This is a genomic window from Comamonas humi (assembly GCF_054782535.1).
Map to the genome: position 1 here is coordinate 217,853 of NZ_BAAGSH010000016.1, position 17,000 is coordinate 234,852.

Consider the following 17,000-nt stretch of genomic DNA (forward strand, 5'->3'; position numbering starts at 1 on the left):
AGTGGTTTCCGAAAACAATGCAAGATTTGGTATTTTAATTGAGTGTATTCTTTCGATATATTTATCAATGACCCATATTGAACACTTGGAAAAGACTATGTCTCAACCTGGTTCGAATTGGTCGACGAGGTTGCGCAGATCTTGTTCGGCTTTGTAAATGACAGCCAGGTATTCCTGGTTGTTGATTCCCCAGAGCGAGGAGTCCATCTCAGTGGTGTGAGCGACCAGGAACGGGAGGGTGGTGACCACGCGCATCTGCGCTCGTCCCTGCAGGTACGAGTCGATGGTGTTGGTATGAGGGTCGCGGATGTGGGCGTTCCACTCGGACAGCGCCTGCAGGGCAGGCCGCGCATAGATGTTGTGCACCATGCTGGTCATGCGGTCGAGCACGACGAAGGTCTCGCCGTCGTGCCGCTGCACATCCAGGACCCGGGTGTCGGGGTGGATCTTGGCGATCAGGCCGGCAAAGATGTCCCATTGCCCTTCATGCTGCTGTAGCCAGGCATCCACCTTGTGGCGGCGCTGGGTGTAGCCGGGCGGCATTTCCACGTCGTCTTCCATCACCTCGATCCGGTCGACGCCGGCCTGCAGGGCCTTGCGCGCCAGGTAGTGGTAGCTCATGGCGCAGCCGAGCCAGCCGGGGCTGTGGCGCACGCCGTTGAAGATGGTCACTTCGCCTTGCAGGCCGGGTCGGGTCTTCTGCACGAAATGCTCCCGCCGGCGCGTGGTCTCCGGCATGCTCAACGCCAGGCAGGTGCCGGGCAGGTCCTGCGTTTCGGTCAGCTGGTCCCACTGGTCGGTGTCGATGCGGCCCAGCGCATACAAGGCGCGGTAGGCCATGAATTCGAATTGGTCGCTGCTGCGCTGCACGGCCGCCTGTACCGCCTGTTGCAGCTCGGCGGGAGCCGCCGCCTGCTGCTGCAGCACCTCCTGGATGGCGCGCACCATGGCCTGGGCATCGCCCACGGGCGTGATGCGTACAGCCTGGCTTTCCGCGAGCAGGGCGTGGGCCTGGATGTCAGCGCTGCTTTCCGTGACCACCGGTACGCCGAGGCTCAGGCACTCATAGATACGGGTGGTTTCGAGCAGCGCGCCCTCGTAGTAGTGGATGTTGGCGACCACCCGAGCCTGGCGCACGGCATCGCGCAGGGCCGCGCCGAACAGGTTGCCTTCGATGCGCACCGAGAAATGGCGCTGCAGCTCCTGCAGCATCTGCTGGCGGCGCGGCGCGTTGACATCGCCATAGAACAGCACGTCGTGCGTCGGCGCAGGCGGGGTCGCGAGCGGGGCTTCGCCCGATTCGGCCAGTACCTGGGAATAGTCCGGGATGCCGCCGATCGGCACCAGGTAGGTATGGGGGTAGCGGATGCCCTTGGTTTCCAGGAAGGCCAGGTTGGTCTCCGCGTAATCCCAGGCGGCCAGTGAGTTCTCGAGCGTGGCGAGGTATTCGGCCGTGAACCAGCGGGGGCTGACGCTTTGCTCCATCTGGAAGACGATGCGCCTTTCCCCGGGGGGCAGTTGCGCGAACATCTGCGGGCAGACGACGATGTACATGCCCAGCCCAAAGCCCTCGGCGGGGGCCTCCTGGTACAGCGTGACCGTGAAGCCCGCCTTGCGCAGCACCCGTGCCAGGCCGTGGGCGATGAATTGCGTATGCGCGGTGGCCATGATACCCACATGTTTGCTGGCCGAAGCGGGCACCGGCATGGTGAGGGGCGCCTGCCCCAGGGCCTGCCGCAGTCGCCGGCGTGCGGCATGCCGGACCTTGCGGACTGGTTGCGGCTCATAGCGGGCCAGCTTCAGGCGCAGGGCAAAGGCGGCGCCCTTGAGCTTGCGCAGCATGTCGGTCATGCGCCAGCGCAGCGACAGCTGGCGCGCCAGCGCCTGCATCTGCTCGGCCTGGTGCTCGATTTGCCACTGCTGCTTGGCCGACTCGATCCGGGCCTGTTCCAGCCGCTCCTGTGTCTGCTGGCTCCACTGCCGCAGTTGCTTCAGTTCATTCTGCGCACGATCGAGTTCGCCTTGGGTGCGACCGAGCGTGTCCTGTGCATGCTGGGTGCTGTGTTTCCATTCTTCTGCCTGGGCTCCGAGCTGCTGTCGGCTGCGCTCCAGTTCGAGGATGTCGCCATCGAGCTTCTCGATCCAGGCGTGGCGCTGCTGCCCGGCTGCCTCCAGTTGCTGGGCCTGCTGCTGCGCATTGCCGAGCTGGTGGCCCAGCATGAGCAGGTCGGCGCGGTGCTCCAGCCGCGCTCCGAGCGTGCTGAAGACGGTGCGGGCCTGGTGCTGCAGAGCGACGTCGGGCGGCGTGCACAAGGCCAGCAGCGGCGCAGGCTGCTGCGGTCCCACCAGCAGGACGCCCAGGCCATTGCTGTGCGCGAAGTGCAGGCTGGGATAGCGGTCCTGGAGCTCGGCCCACAGCCGATGCACGCCGAAGTCATCGCGGTAGACATTGCTGTCGTGGAACAGCACCACGCCGCGCTCGCTGAGCTTGGGCAGCCAGGTCTCGAAGTCGTGGCGCACGGCTTCGTAGGTATGCAGTCCGTCGATGTGCAGCAAATCCACGCTGCCGTCGGCAAAGCTGCCCAGCGCCTCGTCGAACCGCATCCGCATCAGCGTGGAGAAGCGCGCGTAGTGTGGATCGTGTGCCTGGCGCAGGCTGTTATAGATGTGCTCGCCATAGGCGCCTGCGTGGGCGTCGCCCTCCCAGGTGTCCACCGCGTAGGCGCGGGTGAACAGGCCCTGCTCGGTGATGGCCTGGCAGAAGGCCATGTACGAGATGCCCGAATAGGCGCCCAGCTCGACCAGCACCCGCGGCTGCGCCACGGCGATCAGCCAGGCCGCGAACGGGATATGCCCGGCCCATGGCGCAGGATGCGTCAGGTGGCTGGGCTCCATGAATGCCGCCGGATGCAGCCAGGCGTAATCGGCCGCTGGAATGTGGGTGGTATTGCTCATGTCGATGGTGGGTTGTCGGTGCCGCTGCCAGCGTGCAGCGCGATGCGGCGCATGGGAATGCCCAGCAGGCCAGTGGCCACGTTGGTGGACTCCGACTTGAAGTGCAGCGCGTCATGGATCCATTGGTGCTGCACGTGGTCGTGCTGCGTGCCGTCAGCCAGGGCGATGGCGATGGTGTAGTCGCCCACGGGCATGCGCGGCATGTCGAAGCTGAACTCAGCCAGCAGCCGCTGGCCCTGCTCGCAGGCGACCGGCGCCTGCAGGTAGCTCAGCCAGGTGTTGTCGCCGAACAGGGTCTGGCCGGTGCGGTCCTTGACCACGAAGCCCACGATGGGCGAAGTCAGAGGCTGGTGGCAGTGGGCCTCCACGCGCAGGATGACCGACTCGCCGCCCACGACCCAGTTCAGCGGGCGCTGCTGCGTGTCCATCAGCCACACGCCGGTGATGCGCGCGCCGCCCGCGCCGAACGAAGGCGCATCGGGCTGGAAGCGGAACACCTCGATGTCGTTGCGCAGTGGGGGCGCATGGAAGAAGTCCTGGCGCTGGTCATGCAGCGGCAGCAGCGCCGTCTCGGGCAGCGGCTCGGCGGCAGCGGCGCTGCCGCCCTGCTGGGCCTCGTAGAAGGCCTGGAGGTAGCGCTCGCAGACCTCCTTGGCGGGGCCGGCCTGCATGACCTCGCCTTTGTCGATCCAGACCACGCGGTCGCACAGGCTCTTGACGGTGGCCGTGTCGTGGCTCACGAAGAGTACGGTGCCGCGCTGCATGAAGTCGCGCAGAAAGCGCATGCACTTCTGCGTGAAGAAGGCGTCGCCCACCGCCAGCGCTTCGTCGATGACCAGGATGTCCGCGTCCACATGGGCGATCACGGCAAAGGCCAGGCGCACGTACATGCCGCTGGAATAGGTCTTGACCGGCTGGTCGATGAACTCGCCGATGTCGGCGAAGGCCTCGATGGACGCGAAGCGCTCGGCGATCTGCGCATCGGTCAGGCCCAGCAGCGCCGCGTTCATGTAGACGTTGTCGCGCCCCGAGAACTCGGGGTTGAAGCCTGCCCCCAGCTCCAGCAGCGCCGCGATGCGGCCCTGCGTGCGCAGCCGGCCCTGTGTGGGCTCCAGCGTGCCGCAGACCATCTGCAGGAAGGTGGACTTGCCCGAGCCGTTGCGGCCGATGATGCCGATGGTCTCGCCCTTGCGCACGTGCAGGCTCACATCGCGCAAGGCCCAAAAGTCGCGGTGGTAGCTCTTGGCGGGCCGGCCCAGCCGGCGGGCCAGGCGCGGCAGCACAAACTGCCGCAGGCGGTCGCCCGGTGTGGCATAGATCTGGAAGCACTTGCCCAGGCCTTCGACCTCGATGGCCAGCTCGTCGTTCACTGGTTCAGAGGACATCGGCGAATCCTTTGCGGGTCTTCTGGAACCAGGCGAATCCCAGCCAGGCGAGCAGGGCGCAGGCGGCATAGGCGCAGGCCAGGCCGATCCAGTCCGGCATATGGCCCCAGACCAGCACCTCGCGCGTCTGCTCGATGAAGAAGGTGAGCGGGTTGAGGCGCAGCACGGTCTGGAAGGGCTCGGGCAGCGCCTTCACCGGAAAGAAGATGGGCGAGACGAACATCAGCATCGAGGTGATCACGCCAGTAATCTGCCCCAGGTCGCGCGCGAAGACGCCCAGCGACGCAAAGATCCAGCCCATGCCCAGCGTCATCAGGATCAGCGGTGCCCAGACCAGGGGCAGCAGCAGGGCGCTGGCGTGCAGCTGGCCATTGAAGACCAGCAGCGCCGCCAGCAGCACGGCCAGGCTCGCGGCGGCGTGGAAGAGCGCAGTGCCCGTGGCCACCGCCACCAGGATCTCCAGCGGAAACACCACGCGCTTCACATAGTTGACGTTGGCCAGGATCAGCTGCGGCGCGCGGTTGAGCACGTCCGAGAAGAAGCTGTAGACGATCAGTCCGGCGAACAGCACCATTGCGAACTGCGTCTTCGACTCTTCCGCGCCTCCCCAGCGGGCCTTGAACACCACCGAGAACACGAAGGTGTAGATCACCAGCATCAGCAGCGGGATGAGGATGGACCACAGCCAGCCCATGACCGAGCCTTTGTAGCGGCCGCTCACTTCGCGGCGCACCATCTTGGCAATCAGGGGCCGGTGCGTCCGCAGGCTGTCGATCATGGCACTCGCAGAGGCGGTGCTGCCTGCGCGTTCTATCAATTGGAAGACTCCGTGGTTATGGGAAAGCTCTGCCTCATGGAGCCGGCCGTCCGGGCGCGGTGCATGGTGCGCTGGCGAACGGCAAAAATACACGCGGGCGCTTGCGGAACTATTGAAAATAGCCCGGCGATTTTACCGGTCGATAATTGCATGGGACAGACTTCAGGTTACATATTGTTTTAATTCGGGAATATGCTGCAGGAGTCGGCAGTATCCCGGGGAAAAATTATTCAATGGCCAGCCCGGTTGTCTTCGGATGCCCATAGACACCCATGGCCGCGATGGCCATGCCACACTAGCGGGCTATGCCAGAACAAGATTGGGCGCGCGAGGCGCTGCTGACCTTTGACGCCGTTGTCAGCGCCACCGAGGGGTTTCGCAGCCGCGAGGGGCAGCGGAGCATGGCCGCGCGCGTGGCCGAGACCTTTGCCGCCGCCGAACTGGGCAAGCTGGACGACGAAGAAAGCGAGCCCGGGCGGGCGATCGCCGTCGTCCAGGCCGGCACGGGCGTGGGCAAGTCGCTGGCCTATGCGGTGCCGGCCATCGCCATCGCGCTGGCGCGCGGCACCCGGGTGGTGATTTCCACTGCCACGGTGGCGCTGCAGGAGCAACTGGTCAACAAGGATTTGCCGGCGCTGGCCGCCAAGATGGGCGGATCAGGGGGCATGCCGTTTCGCCATGCGCTGGCCAAGGGGCGCGGGCGCTATGTCTGCAAGCTCAAGCTGGAGCGGATGGCGGGCACCGGCGATGGCGGCGGCGCCGAGGCCGACGGCGAGGGTTTCGACGACTTCTTCCCCGACGAGATGGCCGAGGCCCAGCAGACCGCGCGCAGCAGGCAGGTGAGCGAGGCGCGCCTGCAGTTCTACACCCGCATGGCCGATGCGCTCGCCACCCGCCGCTGGGACGGCGACCGCGACAGCCTCGACACCCCGCCCGAGCCCGAGGTCTGGAGCCCCATCGCCGCTGAGTCCAGCTCCTGCACCGGCAAGCACTGCCCGCTGTTCGGCAGCTGCACCTACTACGACCGGCGCAAGGAGCTGGTGCAGGCCCAGGTGGTGGTGGCCAACCACGACCTGCTGCTGTCGTCGCTGGGCGCGCGCCTGCTGCCCGAGCTGGACAACTGCCTGCTGGTGCTCGACGAGGCCCACCATCTGCCCGGCACCGCGCTCGACCAGTTCGCCAGCGAGATGGACCTGAGCCGCCTGGGCTGGATCGACAAGCTCGCCAGCCGCGCCACCCGCGTCGGCCAGCTGGTCGAGGTGAGCGAGGTGGCCGACATCGCCACCCACGCCAGCCAGCTGCGCCAGCACCTGCAGGACTGCGCCCGCCTGGTGATGGACGAGTATGGCGAAGGCATGCGCCAGCAGCTGCAGCAGATGCGCAGCACGGTGTCGGTGCCGGCGCGCGTGCGCCTGCCGCGCGGCCAGCTGGCGCCGGCCATGCTTGAGCCGCTGGCCCAGGCCGCACACCACGCCACGGCCTTCCTCGACGTGCTGCAGGCCATCTCCAAGGCGCTGCGCGCCGAGATCCGCGACAAGCCCGATGAGGCCAAGCGCCTGTCCACGCTCTATGCCCAGGTGGGCACGCTGGCGCCGCGGCTCGAGGCCGTGCACAACGCCACGCAGCTGCTGCTGTCCGAGCCCGCCGAGGGCAGCGTGCCGGCGGCCAAGTGGTTCACGCTCGAGGTCTCGGGTGAGCTGGCTGTCATCAAGGCCCATGCCAGCCCGGTGCTGCCCGGCGCCACGCTGCGCCACCACCTGTGGAGCAAGGTGCGCGGCGCGCTGCTCACCTCGGCCACACTCACCAGCGCCGGCGCGGGTGCCGGCGATCCGTTCGACTACTTCCTGCGCGAGACCGGCCTTTACGGCGACGCCGCCGTCAGCACGCTCGAGGTCGCCAGCCCCTTCGACTACGCCTCGCAGGGCGCGCTCATCGCCACCGAGACCGTGGCCGATCCGCGCCAGCCGCAGCAGTTCAACGCCGAGATGATCGATGCGCTGCTCGCCGACCTGGCCCGGGTCGAGGCCGGCGGGCTGGTGCTGTTCACCTCGCGCGAGCAGATGCGCCTGGCCGTCGATGCGCTGCCCACCGCCATGCGCAGCGTGGTGCTGGTGCAGAACACCCTGCCGCGCAGCCAGCTGCTGCAGACGCACCGCGACCGCGTCTTCACCGGCCTGCCGTCCATCATCTTCGGCATGCAGTCCTTCGGCGAGGGGCTGGACCTGCCCGGCGCGCTGTGCGAGTCGCTGTTCATCACCAAGCTGCCGTTCGCGCCGCCGGACGACCCGGTGGGCGAGGCGCGGGCCGAATGGCTCAAGGGCGGCGGGCGCGACCCGTTCGTGGAGCTGGTGATCCCCTCCACCGCCATCCGCCTGGCGCAGTGGGTGGGCCGGGCCATCCGCACCGAGTCGGACCGCGCCCACGTCTACTGCTACGACCGGCGCCTGGTGCGCACCAGCTACGGCCAGCGCCTGCTCAAGAGCCTGCCGCCGTTCGCGCTGCAGCGCCGGGCCGCGGCAACATACTGAGCATAAAAACGGTCCTTAGCGCTTATGTATCAAGCGCTAATAGCTATTGTTTTTGATATTCCGCTTGCAGCGCCTGCAACTGCCGGTGCGCCGGGCTGTCCAGGTCCGGCGGCAGCTGGTGGCGCGCCTGCAGGTAGTGGTGGGTGAACACGTCGAGGTAGGCCGACAGCGTGTGCGAGGCATGCGTGTCGCGGGCGTCGCCCGACAGCTCCAGGCACAGCGCCGCCACCTCGGCGGTGCAGAAATGGTCGCCGCGCGACGAGCGGCGCAGGCGGTAGCGCGACACCTGGTCGGGGTGCAGGCTCAGCACCGGAAAGCGGTCCAGGTACGGGCTCTTGCGGAACATCTTGCGCGCCTCGGGCCAGGTGGCGTCCAGCAGGATGAACAGCGGCCGCTTGTCGCCGGGTTCGCCCCCGGCTCGGGGCACCAGTTCATGCACCACCCGCTCGGGCGGCTGCACGAACTCGCCGGGAAACACCAGGTAAGGCTGCCACTGCGGGTCGGCGAGCAGGGCCAGCAGCGCCGCGTCCGTCTCGGTGCGCGACCAGCCGAAGGCCCAGGTATCGGCCACCACATCGGCGATCAGCCAGCCGGTGTTGCTGGGCTTGAGCGGCTCGGCGTCGTGCATCAGCAGGCACATGCCGGCCGCGGTCTGCAGCCCTGGCCGCCACTGGCAGATGCAGTGCGTGGGCCGCAGGCGGCAGCCCTCGCAGCGCTCGCCCTTGGGGCCGCCGCGCGCCAGGAAGGGCCGCGTGCTGCGGGCCAGGCGCTGCGTGCGCAGCCGCGAGACGGCGTGGGGTGTGGCATGGGGCGCGACGGTTTCCGTCATTCGGCATCCACGCTTTCGAGCGCGAACAGCGGCACGGCGCAATCGCGGCTCAGCCACACGCCGCCGCCCAGCTCGCGCATCGCCGGGCGCAGGCCGCGGCGGTACAGTTCGGCGCGGTGGCGCAGCAGGCGCGGGTCGGTCAGGCCGTCGTCGATGATGTCGCGCTCGTAGTCCTCGCGCGCCACGGCCTCCACGTACAGGCCGCCGCGGGTCAGCCGCCCCAGGTTGTGCAGCGCCTGCTTCAGGTCGGGCGGGCTCAGGTACGGCAGCACGCCCTGGCAGATCACCAGGTCGAAGGGCTCGTCGGACTGGTAGTCCACCACCGAGCCGCGCTCCCAGCCGAAGCGCTGGCACAGGTACTCGCTGTACTCCACGCCGTGGTAGCTGGCGCCGGGAAAGTGCCGCGCCACTACCTCGCGCCACAGCCCGATGCCGCAGCCCATGTCGAGCACGCGCGCCACCGGCACGCGCAGGTAGCCGAGGTACGAGCAGACGAAGGCGCCCAGCCGCGCCACATGCTCGGCGTCCACCACGCTGGTTTTCTTGTCGAAGTAATAGCGCTGGTAATACGCCTCGTCGAACCACTGCTCGCTCGCTGATTGCACGCATGCTCCTTGTCCAAAGCCGGGAGTATCGCGCAATGCGCATGCTTCCAAAAAGTAGCTGCTTGCGCTTGTCAGAAAAGGAATTCAGGTCATATATGCCTGAATATCAAATACCAACAAGCGCAAGCAGCTATGCTTTTTGCAATATCAGGCGGCTTTCGGTGGGCGGTGCAGCAGGCAGATCTTGTTGCCGTCGGGATCGCGCAGGTAGGCCAGGTACAGGCGGCCGGCGCCTTCGCCGCGCCAGCCCGGCGGGTCTTCGCAGCTCATGCCGCCCGCGGCCACGCCAGCGGCATGCGCGGCATCGGCCTGCTCGGTGGACGCGCAGGCGAAGCCCGTGGTGCCGCCGTTGGCGTGGGTGGCGGGCTGGCCGTCGATGGGCGTGCTGATCGCGAACGTGCCCGTGGGGCTGCGGTAGAAATAGCGGTTCTTGTTGGCGACGCCAGGCGCCACGGCCAACTGGCCCAGCAGCGCATCGTAGAAGCGCTTGCCGCGCTCCAGGTCATTCACTCCCAGCATGACATGGCTGAACATTGCATCCTCCTTGTATCGCCTACCATCAGGCACAGATTGCGGATGCCATCCTAGCGATCTTTGCCTGCTTTCCTGTCACCCCCGTGCACGCCATGCCCCAACACTTCACCGCCGTCCCGCTGGAAAAATCCTACCGCCTGCTCAACCACGGCCCCACCGTGCTGGTGTCGGCCGAGCACGCGGGCGAGCGCAACGCCATGTCCGCCGCCTGGGCCTGCGCGCTGGACTTTGCGCCGCCCAAGGTCACCGTCGTGATCGACAAGGCCACGCGCACCCGCGCGCTGGTCGAGGGCAGCGGCTGCTTCGCGCTGCAACTGCCCACGGTGCCCATGGCCGCGCTCACCAAGGCCATAGGCACCGACAGCGCCGTGGACCTGCCCGACAAGCTGCAGCGCCACGGCGTGCAGCTCTTCACCGCGCCCGGCTGGCCCGCCGTGCCGCTGGTCGAGGGTTGCGCCGCCTGGCTGGTCTGCCAGTTGATTCCCGAGCCGCACAACCAGCAGGCCTACGACCTGTTCATCGCCGAGGTCGTGGCCGCCTGGGCCGACGAGCGCGTGTTCCGCGACGGGCACTGGGAGTTCGACACCGCGCCGCCCGAGCTGCGCACGCTGCACTATGTGGCGGGCGGGCAGTTCTATGCGATCGGGGAGTCGGTGCGAGTGTGAGAGGTGGGATGCGACTGCGACCCGCAGTTACACGACCGCAACGCTGAACGACTCGGGCCGCCGCGCAAGCAGGTGGGACAGCCGTTGAAGGCCCGTCCGCAAGCGTCCACGGTCCTGGATGCACCCCAAGGAGATCCGGATGGCATTCACGGCCCCGCCGCCGGTGGCGAAGGCCTCCGCCGGTGTGACGGCGAGGCCCTCGCTGTCGGCTGCGCGCGCCAGCTGCGAGGGGCTCCAATACCCTGGCAGCTCGAGCCATACATGCAACCCATCTCCAGCGCCGCCGTAGCGCCCCGCCAGAATATTCCTGGCCATCCGGTGGCGCAGACGCGCCTCCTTGCGTACGCCTGCCATCAATCCGCCGGCCGAGCCGTCGAGGATCCACTGCGTGGCCAGTGCGGCCGTCAAGGGGGCGGCCATCAGCGCGAATGATCGGAGCGCGACCAGGAAACGTTCGCGTTCGTGCGGGTCACGCAGGAGCACGAAGGCGACACGCAAGCCGGGCGTCAGGCATTTCGACAGGGTGGAGATGTAGTACACCTGCTCCGGGGCAAGCGTGGCAAGGGGCGGCGGCGGGGTATCGGCAAGGAGCCAGTAGGGATCGTCCTCGACGATGCGTACCTTGCAGCGCTTTGCGATGCTGGCAAGTTCCTGGCGCCGGCTTTCCGGAATGGTGATGGCGGTCGGGTTCTGCAAGGTCGGATTGAGGTAGACCAGCCCCGGCTGGTGCTGGCGGCACGCTTGCTCCAGCGCCCCAGGCATCATCCCGTGCTTATCTGCCTCCACCGCAACGATGCGCCGGCCGAACTGGGCCGCTGCGGCGCGCAGGCCGGGATAACTCATCGGCTCTGCCAGGATCACATCGCCAGGCTCGGTCAGCGCCAGGATCAATGCGGCGATCGCTGCTTGCGCTCCCGGGCAGACCACCACCTGCCGGGGATCCAGCTGCCCCAACATCGGCTCCAGCCATTGGGCTCCCGCCTTGCGGTCGGAGTCGCTTCCGCCGCCCAGGTGGTAGGTCATCAGCAATTCAGCATCCGCGCTCATCAATACCTGGGACAGGCCTTGTTTCAGCAGGTCGCCGAAGTCCACGCCATCCGGCGGTGGCGGGGTATTCATGCTCAGGTCGAGGATGGCGCTCAATTCGACTTTCGGCGCCGCGACATAGGTGCCTCGAGCGCCGCGGCCCTCCAGCAAGTGGCGGCGCCTGGCTTCGTCGTAGGCGCGCGTGATCGTCGTCAGGTCAACGCCGAGCAGGGCGGCCAAGCGGCGCTGCGGCGGGAGACGGTCACCCGGGGTCAAAGATCCCTCTGCCACCGCCGCCTGCAAGGCATCCGCAATCTGCAGGAAACGTGGTCCGCCATGCGCGGCCAATCTCGGCAACCAGAGGGGCAAGTCGTCATCTTGCATGGTTTTCAACCGGGCGTTTTGCATCGATGTATGGAAGTTGCTTGCAGGTAGTATGGCCTGGAACGCGCAGCAACGCCCTCCTTGCATGGTAGTCGCTGGCGTTTTTGCCGCGCTCAGCTGGGGGCAATCCTTCTCACGCTGGACAGTGCCAAGTCATAGGCTGGAAATTCTCAAATGGTCGATTGGATCCCTGTAGTCTTCGCTGCGTTCAAGGTGCTCGTGCTCGGCACGGGCATGTTCTTCGCCATCAAGTGGCATTACGACCAGGGAAAGCGGGGGAAAGAGAAGGAGGCGCGCGCGGTGCTGCGCGCGGGCGGCAAGGTGGCCGCGGTCTTCGTGCTGTCGCTGCTGGTCCTGGGGCTCTTCACCTTCGCCCTGGTCAGGATGCTCGGCCTGGACCTGAGCTTGCCGTGACGGCCAGGAAGGGCCGGCGCGTAGTCACTCCAGATACATCTCCGCCAGCCGCTGCTGCGCCTTCTCATCCACGCCCAGCACCTGGGCCATGTAGACGGGCACGCTGCCGTACTGGGCGAGCAGCGGGTCGAGGGCGGCGGTGAGGAAGGGCTCCTGCACGCGCCACAGCACGTCGAGGATGTCGGGGCGGATGTGGGCGGCCGCGGCGCGGGCCTCGGCCGGGCGCTGGTAGTAGCGGTTGGTCAGCAGGTAGTCCTGCAGCACCACCTCGCGCGGCACGCCCAGCGTCATCAAGAGCAGCGTGGCGGCCCAGCCGGTGCGGTCCTTGCCGGCGGTGCAGTGGAAGACGATGGGGTCATCGCTGTGCAGCAGCATCTCGAAGAACTGCGCGAACTGCGCGGCGTTGTCGTGGACGAAGCCGCGGTAGGTGTCCTGCATCAGCGTGACGGTGTGCTCGGGCGTCAGGTCGGCGCCCTCACGCAGAAGCGTGAAGGCGCGCTGCACCACGGTGGGTTCGATCGCCAGCGAGTGGTGCAGCAGGCCGGCTATGGCGTAGCGGTCCTGCTCTTGCTCGCGGGCGCCGCGGAAGTCCGCCGTGCGGCGCACCTGCAGGCCCAGCAGGCTCTGCTGCCCCTGTGGCGTGAGGTGGGCGAGGTGGTCGGAGCGGAACAGCTTGCGCCAGCGCACGGTGCGGCCGTGCAGCCCCTGGTAGCCACCCAGGTCGCGGAAGTTGGTGGTGCCGGGCAGGGCGATGTGGCGCGGCGTATCGTGGCCGGCCGCGAGGGCTTCGGTGGTAGGGGGCATGTATAGGGTTATAGCCTATGCAGGCTGCAACCGTGTGTCGTGCGGGCGATGCCGGGGCGGGTGCAGTCATGGCAAGATCGGGCGCGGCGCCCGTTCCGGGGTGCAAGGATTTCCCCATGGACTTTTCGCTTCCGCCACCGTTACTGGAGCTGCGCGACAGGACGCGGCAATTCATCGCCGAGCAGGTGATCCCGCTGGAGAACGACGAGCGCCAGTCGAGCCACGGCCCGAGCGAGGCGCTGCGCCGCGAGCTGGTGGGCCGCGCCAGGGCAGCCGGCTTGCTCACGCCGCATGCTTCCAAGGAACTGGGCGGCCTGGGCCTGTCGCATGTCGAGAAGGCCGTGGTCTTCGAGGAGGCCGGCTACTCGTGGCTGGGCCCCACGGCGCTCAACATCCATGCGCCCGACGAAGGCAACATCCATTTGATGGAGGAGGTGGCCAGCCCGGCGCAGAAGGAGCGCTGGCTGCGCCCGCAGGTCGCGGGCGAGACGCGCTCGTGCTTTGCGATGACCGAGCCGGCCCCGGGCGCGGGCGCCGATCCGGCGGCGCTGGCCACCACGGCGGTGCGCGACGGCGGCGACTACCTCATCAGCGGCCGCAAGTGGTTCATCACCGGCGCCGAAGGGGCGGACTACGCCATCATCATGGCGAGCATGGAAGACGGCTCGGCCACCATGTTCCTGAGCGACATGCACCGGCCGGAGATCGTGCTCGAGCGCAGCATGGATGCGATGGACTCGTGCTTCACCGGCGGCCACGGCGTGCTGCGCTTCGACCAGCTGCGCGTGCCCGCCGCCGACGTGCTGGGCGAGGTGGGCAAGGGCTTTCGCTACGCCCAGGTGCGGCTGGCGCCGGCGCGGCTCACGCACTGCATGCGCTGGCTGGGCCAGGCGCGGCGCGCGCACGACGTGGCGCTGGCCTACGTGCGCCGCCGCCAGGCCTTCGGCCGGCCGCTGGCCGAGCACGAGGGCGTGGGCTTCATGCTGGCCGACAACGACATGGACCTGCACACCGCGCGCCTGCACATCTGGCACACGGCCTGGCTGCTGGACCAGGGCGAGAAGGGCAACTACGAATCGAGCCGCGCCAAGGTCGTGTGCTCCGAGGCCGAGTGGCGCGTGGTGGACCGCTGCGTGCAGATGCTGGGCGGCCAGGGCGTGACCATGGAGTCGCCGGTGATGCGCATCTTCATGGACATGCGGGCCTTCCGCATCTATGACGGCCCGAGCGAGGTGCACCGCTTCAGCATGGCGCGCAAGCTGGTGCATGCGGCCGGGCAGGACGCGCCCGCCGAGTACGGCGTGCCGGCGCAGATCCGCGCGATGGGAGCGTAGTTTGCTATGCAAACAGTAGCTGCTGGCGCAGATGGTATGAGCGCCATCCTGCAAAAATACCTCAAAGACCAGGGTCTGGGCGGCAACGAGCCGCTGCAGCTGTCGGTGCTGGCCGGCGGCCAGTCCAACCCCACCTACCGCCTGCAGGCGGGCGGCCGGCAGATGGTGCTGCGCAAGCAGCCGCCCGGCCAGCTCGTGGCGGGCGCGCACGCGGTGGACCGCGAATACCGCGTGATGCACGCGCTGGCCGCCACCGACGTGCCGGTGCCGCGCATGCTGGCCTACTGCGGCGACGCCGGCCTGCTGGGCACGCCTTTCTACCTGATGGAGTTCCTCGACGGCCGGGTGCTGATGGACCAGGCCCTGCCCGGCATGGCGCCCGCGCAGCGCGAAGCGCACTACCGCGAGATGAACCGCGTGGTCGCCGCGCTGCACGCGGTCGACCTCGATGCCGTGGGCCTGGCCGACTACGGCCGCCACGGCGGCTACGTGGCCCGCCAGGTGCGGCGCTGGAGCCAGCAGACGCAGCAGCTCACCGTGCCAGTGAATGGCGCCATGCGCCGCCTGATGGACTGGCTGCCCGAACACCTGCCCGAGCGCGACGAAACCACGCTGGTGCACGGCGACTACCGGCTCGACAACCTGGTGTGGCACGCCAGCGAGCCGCGCGTGATCGGCGTGCTCGACTGGGAGCTGTCCACGCTGGGCGACCCGCTGGCCGACCTGGCCTACCAGGGCATGGGCTGGCGCATCCCGCCGCAGCTGTGGCGCGGCATCGGCGGCCTCGATTGGGCGGCGTTGGGCATTCCCGACGAGGCCACCTACCTGCGCTGGTACACCGAGGCCACCGGGCGCGACCCCGGCGCGCGCTGGGAGTTCTACCTCGCCTTCAACCTGTTCCGCATGGCGGCCATCCTCTACGGCATCGCCCAGCGCGCCGCCGACGGCAACGCGGCCGCGGCCGACGCGGCGGAAACCGGCGCCAAGGCCGGCCCGCTGGCCGAGCTGGGCTGGGCCTGCGCGCAGCGCTACCGGTAGCGGAACCGGCGGAGCGAGGGCTGCACCGTTGTCGCGGTAGCTACATGCCGGGCTTTCGCTCGGCGCGCGGTGCAGGGATCATGCGGGGAGTCTTCCACCTGGAATCCCGATGACCGCACTCTACGCAGGCAGCACCGTCGCCGACGCCTACCGCTCGGCCTTCCAATCCTTTCCCGGGCGCGTGGCGCTGGTGATGCCCGATGGCTCGTCGTGGACCTATGCCGAACTGGAGCGGCGCGTGCACCGTATGGCGCGCTACCTGGCGTCGCTGGGCCTGCGGCACCAGGAAGGGCTGGCCGTGCTCACCGGCAACCAGCCCGAGGCGCTGGCCGTCATCATCGCCTGCGCCTTTCTCGGGCTGCGCCAGACGGCGCTGCACCCCATGGGCGCGCTGGACGACCAGGCCTTCGTGCTGGAGGACGCGAGCATTGCCGCGCTGGTGGTCGGCGCGCGCTTTGCCGAACGTGGCGCGCAGCTCAAGGCGCGCGGTCTGGTGCGGCATGTGCTCAGCATCGGCCCCTCGGACCTGGGCGAGGACGTGATCGCCGCCAGCGCGGCCTTCGACGGCGGCCCGTTGCCCATCGCGGCGCAGCCGGACGACATCGCCAAGATCAGCTACACCGGCGGCACCACCGGCCGCTCCAAGGGCGTGGTCCACCGCCAGCGCACCACGCTGACCATGACGCTGCAGCAGCTCTCCGGCTGGGAATGGCCGGCCGAGACGCGCTGCCTGATCGCTACGCCGATCTCGCACGCCGGCGGCTCCATGGTGCTGCCCACGCTGCTGCGCGGCGGCACGCTGGTGCTGCTGGACCCATACCGGCCCGAGACCTTCCTGCAGGCCGTGCAGCAGCACCGCATCACCGCGACTTTCCTGGTGCCCACGCAGATCTACGGACTGCTGGATTTTGCGGAGCTGGACCGCTGGGACCGCTCCAGCCTCGAATGCATCTTCTACGGCGCCTCGCCCGTCGCGCCGGCGCGGCTGGCCGAGGCGGTGCGGCGCTTTGGCCCGATCTTTGGCCAGATCTACGGCCAGGCCGAGTCGCCGATGACCATCAGCTACCTGCGCAAGGCCGAGCACGACTTGGAGCAGCCCGGGCGCCTGCAGTCCTGCGGCCGGCCGCTGCTGGGCAACCAGGTGCGGCTGCTGGACGCGCAGCACCGCGAGGTGGCCGTGGGCGAGGTGGGCGAGCTATGCGTGCGCAGCCCGCTGACCATGGCCGGCTACCTGAACCGGCCCGAGGAGACGGCCAAGGTCTTCGCCGGCGACTGGCTGCACACCGGCGACCTGGCGCGCTGCGATGCCGACGGCTACCTCTACCTGGTGGACCGCGCCAAGGACATGATCATCACCGGCGGCTTCAACGTGTACTCCAGCGAGGTCGAGGGCTGCCTGGCGCTGCATCCCGCGGTGGCGCAGTCGGCCGTCATCGGCGTGCCCGATGCCAAGTGGGGCGAGGCGGTGGCCGCCGTCGTCGTGCTCAAGCCCGGCGCGGCGGCCGGGGCGCAGGAGCTGATCGACTTCGTGCAGGCGCGCAAGGGCGCGGTCAACACGCCCAAGCAGCTGTGGCTGGCGGACGAGCTGCCCGTCACCTCGTTGGGCAAGATCGACAAGAAGACCCTGCGCGCGCGCTTCTGGGACGGACAGGCGCGCCAGGTGGGTTGAGCGGAACACAAAG

At 68.2% G+C, this 17,000-nt stretch carries 14 protein-coding genes; 6 read left to right on the top strand and 8 right to left on the bottom strand.

Annotated features, from left to right (window positions below):
* Window positions 1-102: 102 nt before the first annotated feature.
* The 3 genes from ACYVKR_RS16905 to ACYVKR_RS16915 are packed head-to-tail and all read right to left on the bottom strand — an operon-like array spanning window position 103 to window position 5,118.
* Window positions 103-2,955 (bottom strand): class I SAM-dependent methyltransferase, encoded by a 2,853-nt coding sequence (locus tag ACYVKR_RS16905; RefSeq protein ID WP_460482104.1) that lies wholly within the window; start codon window positions 2,953-2,955, stop codon window positions 103-105.
* Window positions 2,952-4,340, bottom strand: coding sequence for an ABC transporter ATP-binding protein (locus ACYVKR_RS16910; RefSeq protein WP_460482105.1), 1,389 nt, complete (start codon window positions 4,338-4,340; stop codon window positions 2,952-2,954). The genes ACYVKR_RS16905 and ACYVKR_RS16910 overlap by 4 nt, the downstream gene beginning before the upstream one ends.
* Window positions 4,330-5,118, bottom strand: coding sequence for an ABC transporter permease (locus tag ACYVKR_RS16915; RefSeq protein WP_460482106.1), 789 nt, complete (start codon window positions 5,116-5,118; stop codon window positions 4,330-4,332). Before ACYVKR_RS16915 ends, ACYVKR_RS16910 begins: the two co-directional genes overlap by 11 nt.
* Window positions 5,119-5,462: 344 nt before the next feature.
* Here ACYVKR_RS16915 and dinG point away from each other — a divergent pair, with 344 nt between their 5' ends.
* Window positions 5,463-7,685 carry an ATP-dependent DNA helicase DinG gene (dinG, locus tag ACYVKR_RS16920; RefSeq protein WP_460482107.1) on the top strand — a complete coding sequence of 741 codons (2,223 nt, stop codon included), beginning with the start codon at window positions 5,463-5,465 and terminating at the stop codon, window positions 7,683-7,685.
* 43 nt (window positions 7,686-7,728) lie between these two features.
* Here the strand turns inward: dinG and ACYVKR_RS16925 are convergent, their stop codons facing one another.
* The 3 genes from ACYVKR_RS16925 to ACYVKR_RS16935 form a co-directional block, all read right to left on the bottom strand.
* A complete protein-coding gene (locus ACYVKR_RS16925; protein ID WP_460482108.1) occupies window positions 7,729-8,514 on the bottom strand; it encodes a tRNA-uridine aminocarboxypropyltransferase in 786 nt (261 codons plus the stop codon).
* Complete coding sequence (locus ACYVKR_RS16930) at window positions 8,511-9,119, bottom strand: class I SAM-dependent methyltransferase (RefSeq protein ID WP_460482109.1); 609 nt, start codon at window positions 9,117-9,119, stop codon at window positions 8,511-8,513. The genes ACYVKR_RS16925 and ACYVKR_RS16930 overlap by 4 nt, the downstream gene beginning before the upstream one ends.
* A gap of 147 nt (window positions 9,120-9,266) precedes the next feature.
* Window positions 9,267-9,653: a VOC family protein gene (locus tag ACYVKR_RS16935; RefSeq protein WP_460482110.1), complete on the bottom strand. Its 387-nt coding sequence runs from the start codon at window positions 9,651-9,653 to the stop codon at window positions 9,267-9,269.
* A 92-nt stretch (window positions 9,654-9,745) separates the two neighbouring features.
* Between ACYVKR_RS16935 and ACYVKR_RS16940 the strand changes: the two genes are divergently transcribed.
* Complete coding sequence (locus ACYVKR_RS16940; RefSeq protein WP_460482111.1) at window positions 9,746-10,318, top strand: flavin reductase family protein; 573 nt, start codon at window positions 9,746-9,748, stop codon at window positions 10,316-10,318.
* Between the two features lie 27 nt (window positions 10,319-10,345).
* Here ACYVKR_RS16940 and ACYVKR_RS16945 read toward each other — a convergent pair whose 3' ends face one another.
* Window positions 10,346-11,728 carry an aminotransferase-like domain-containing protein gene (locus tag ACYVKR_RS16945; protein ID WP_460482112.1) on the bottom strand — a complete coding sequence of 461 codons (1,383 nt, stop codon included), beginning with the start codon at window positions 11,726-11,728 and terminating at the stop codon, window positions 10,346-10,348.
* Window positions 11,729-11,902: 174 nt separating this feature from the next.
* On the opposite strand from ACYVKR_RS16945, the gene ACYVKR_RS16950 reads away from it, so the two are divergent.
* Entirely contained in the window at window positions 11,903-12,142 is a 240-nt protein-coding gene (locus ACYVKR_RS16950) for a hypothetical protein (protein WP_460482113.1), read from the top strand.
* Window positions 12,143-12,166: 24 nt separating this feature from the next.
* Here the strand turns inward: ACYVKR_RS16950 and ACYVKR_RS16955 are convergent, their stop codons facing one another.
* Entirely contained in the window at window positions 12,167-12,946 is a 780-nt protein-coding gene (locus tag ACYVKR_RS16955; RefSeq protein ID WP_460482114.1) for a tyrosine-protein phosphatase, read from the bottom strand.
* A 116-nt stretch (window positions 12,947-13,062) separates the two neighbouring features.
* Here ACYVKR_RS16955 and ACYVKR_RS16960 point away from each other — a divergent pair, with 116 nt between their 5' ends.
* The 3 genes from ACYVKR_RS16960 (at window position 13,063) to ACYVKR_RS16970 (ending at window position 16,987) form a co-directional block, all read left to right on the top strand.
* Window positions 13,063-14,280, top strand: a complete 1,218-nt coding sequence (locus tag ACYVKR_RS16960; RefSeq protein ID WP_460482115.1) for an acyl-CoA dehydrogenase family protein — start codon at window positions 13,063-13,065, stop codon at window positions 14,278-14,280.
* A 36-nt stretch (window positions 14,281-14,316) separates the two neighbouring features.
* On the top strand, window positions 14,317-15,318 hold the full coding sequence (locus tag ACYVKR_RS16965) for a phosphotransferase (RefSeq protein WP_460482116.1): 1,002 nt from the start codon (window positions 14,317-14,319) through the stop codon (window positions 15,316-15,318).
* Between the two features lie 109 nt (window positions 15,319-15,427).
* Window positions 15,428-16,987 (top strand): AMP-binding protein, encoded by a 1,560-nt coding sequence (locus ACYVKR_RS16970; RefSeq protein WP_460482117.1) that lies wholly within the window; start codon window positions 15,428-15,430, stop codon window positions 16,985-16,987.
* The last annotated feature ends 13 nt before the right edge of the window (window positions 16,988-17,000 follow it).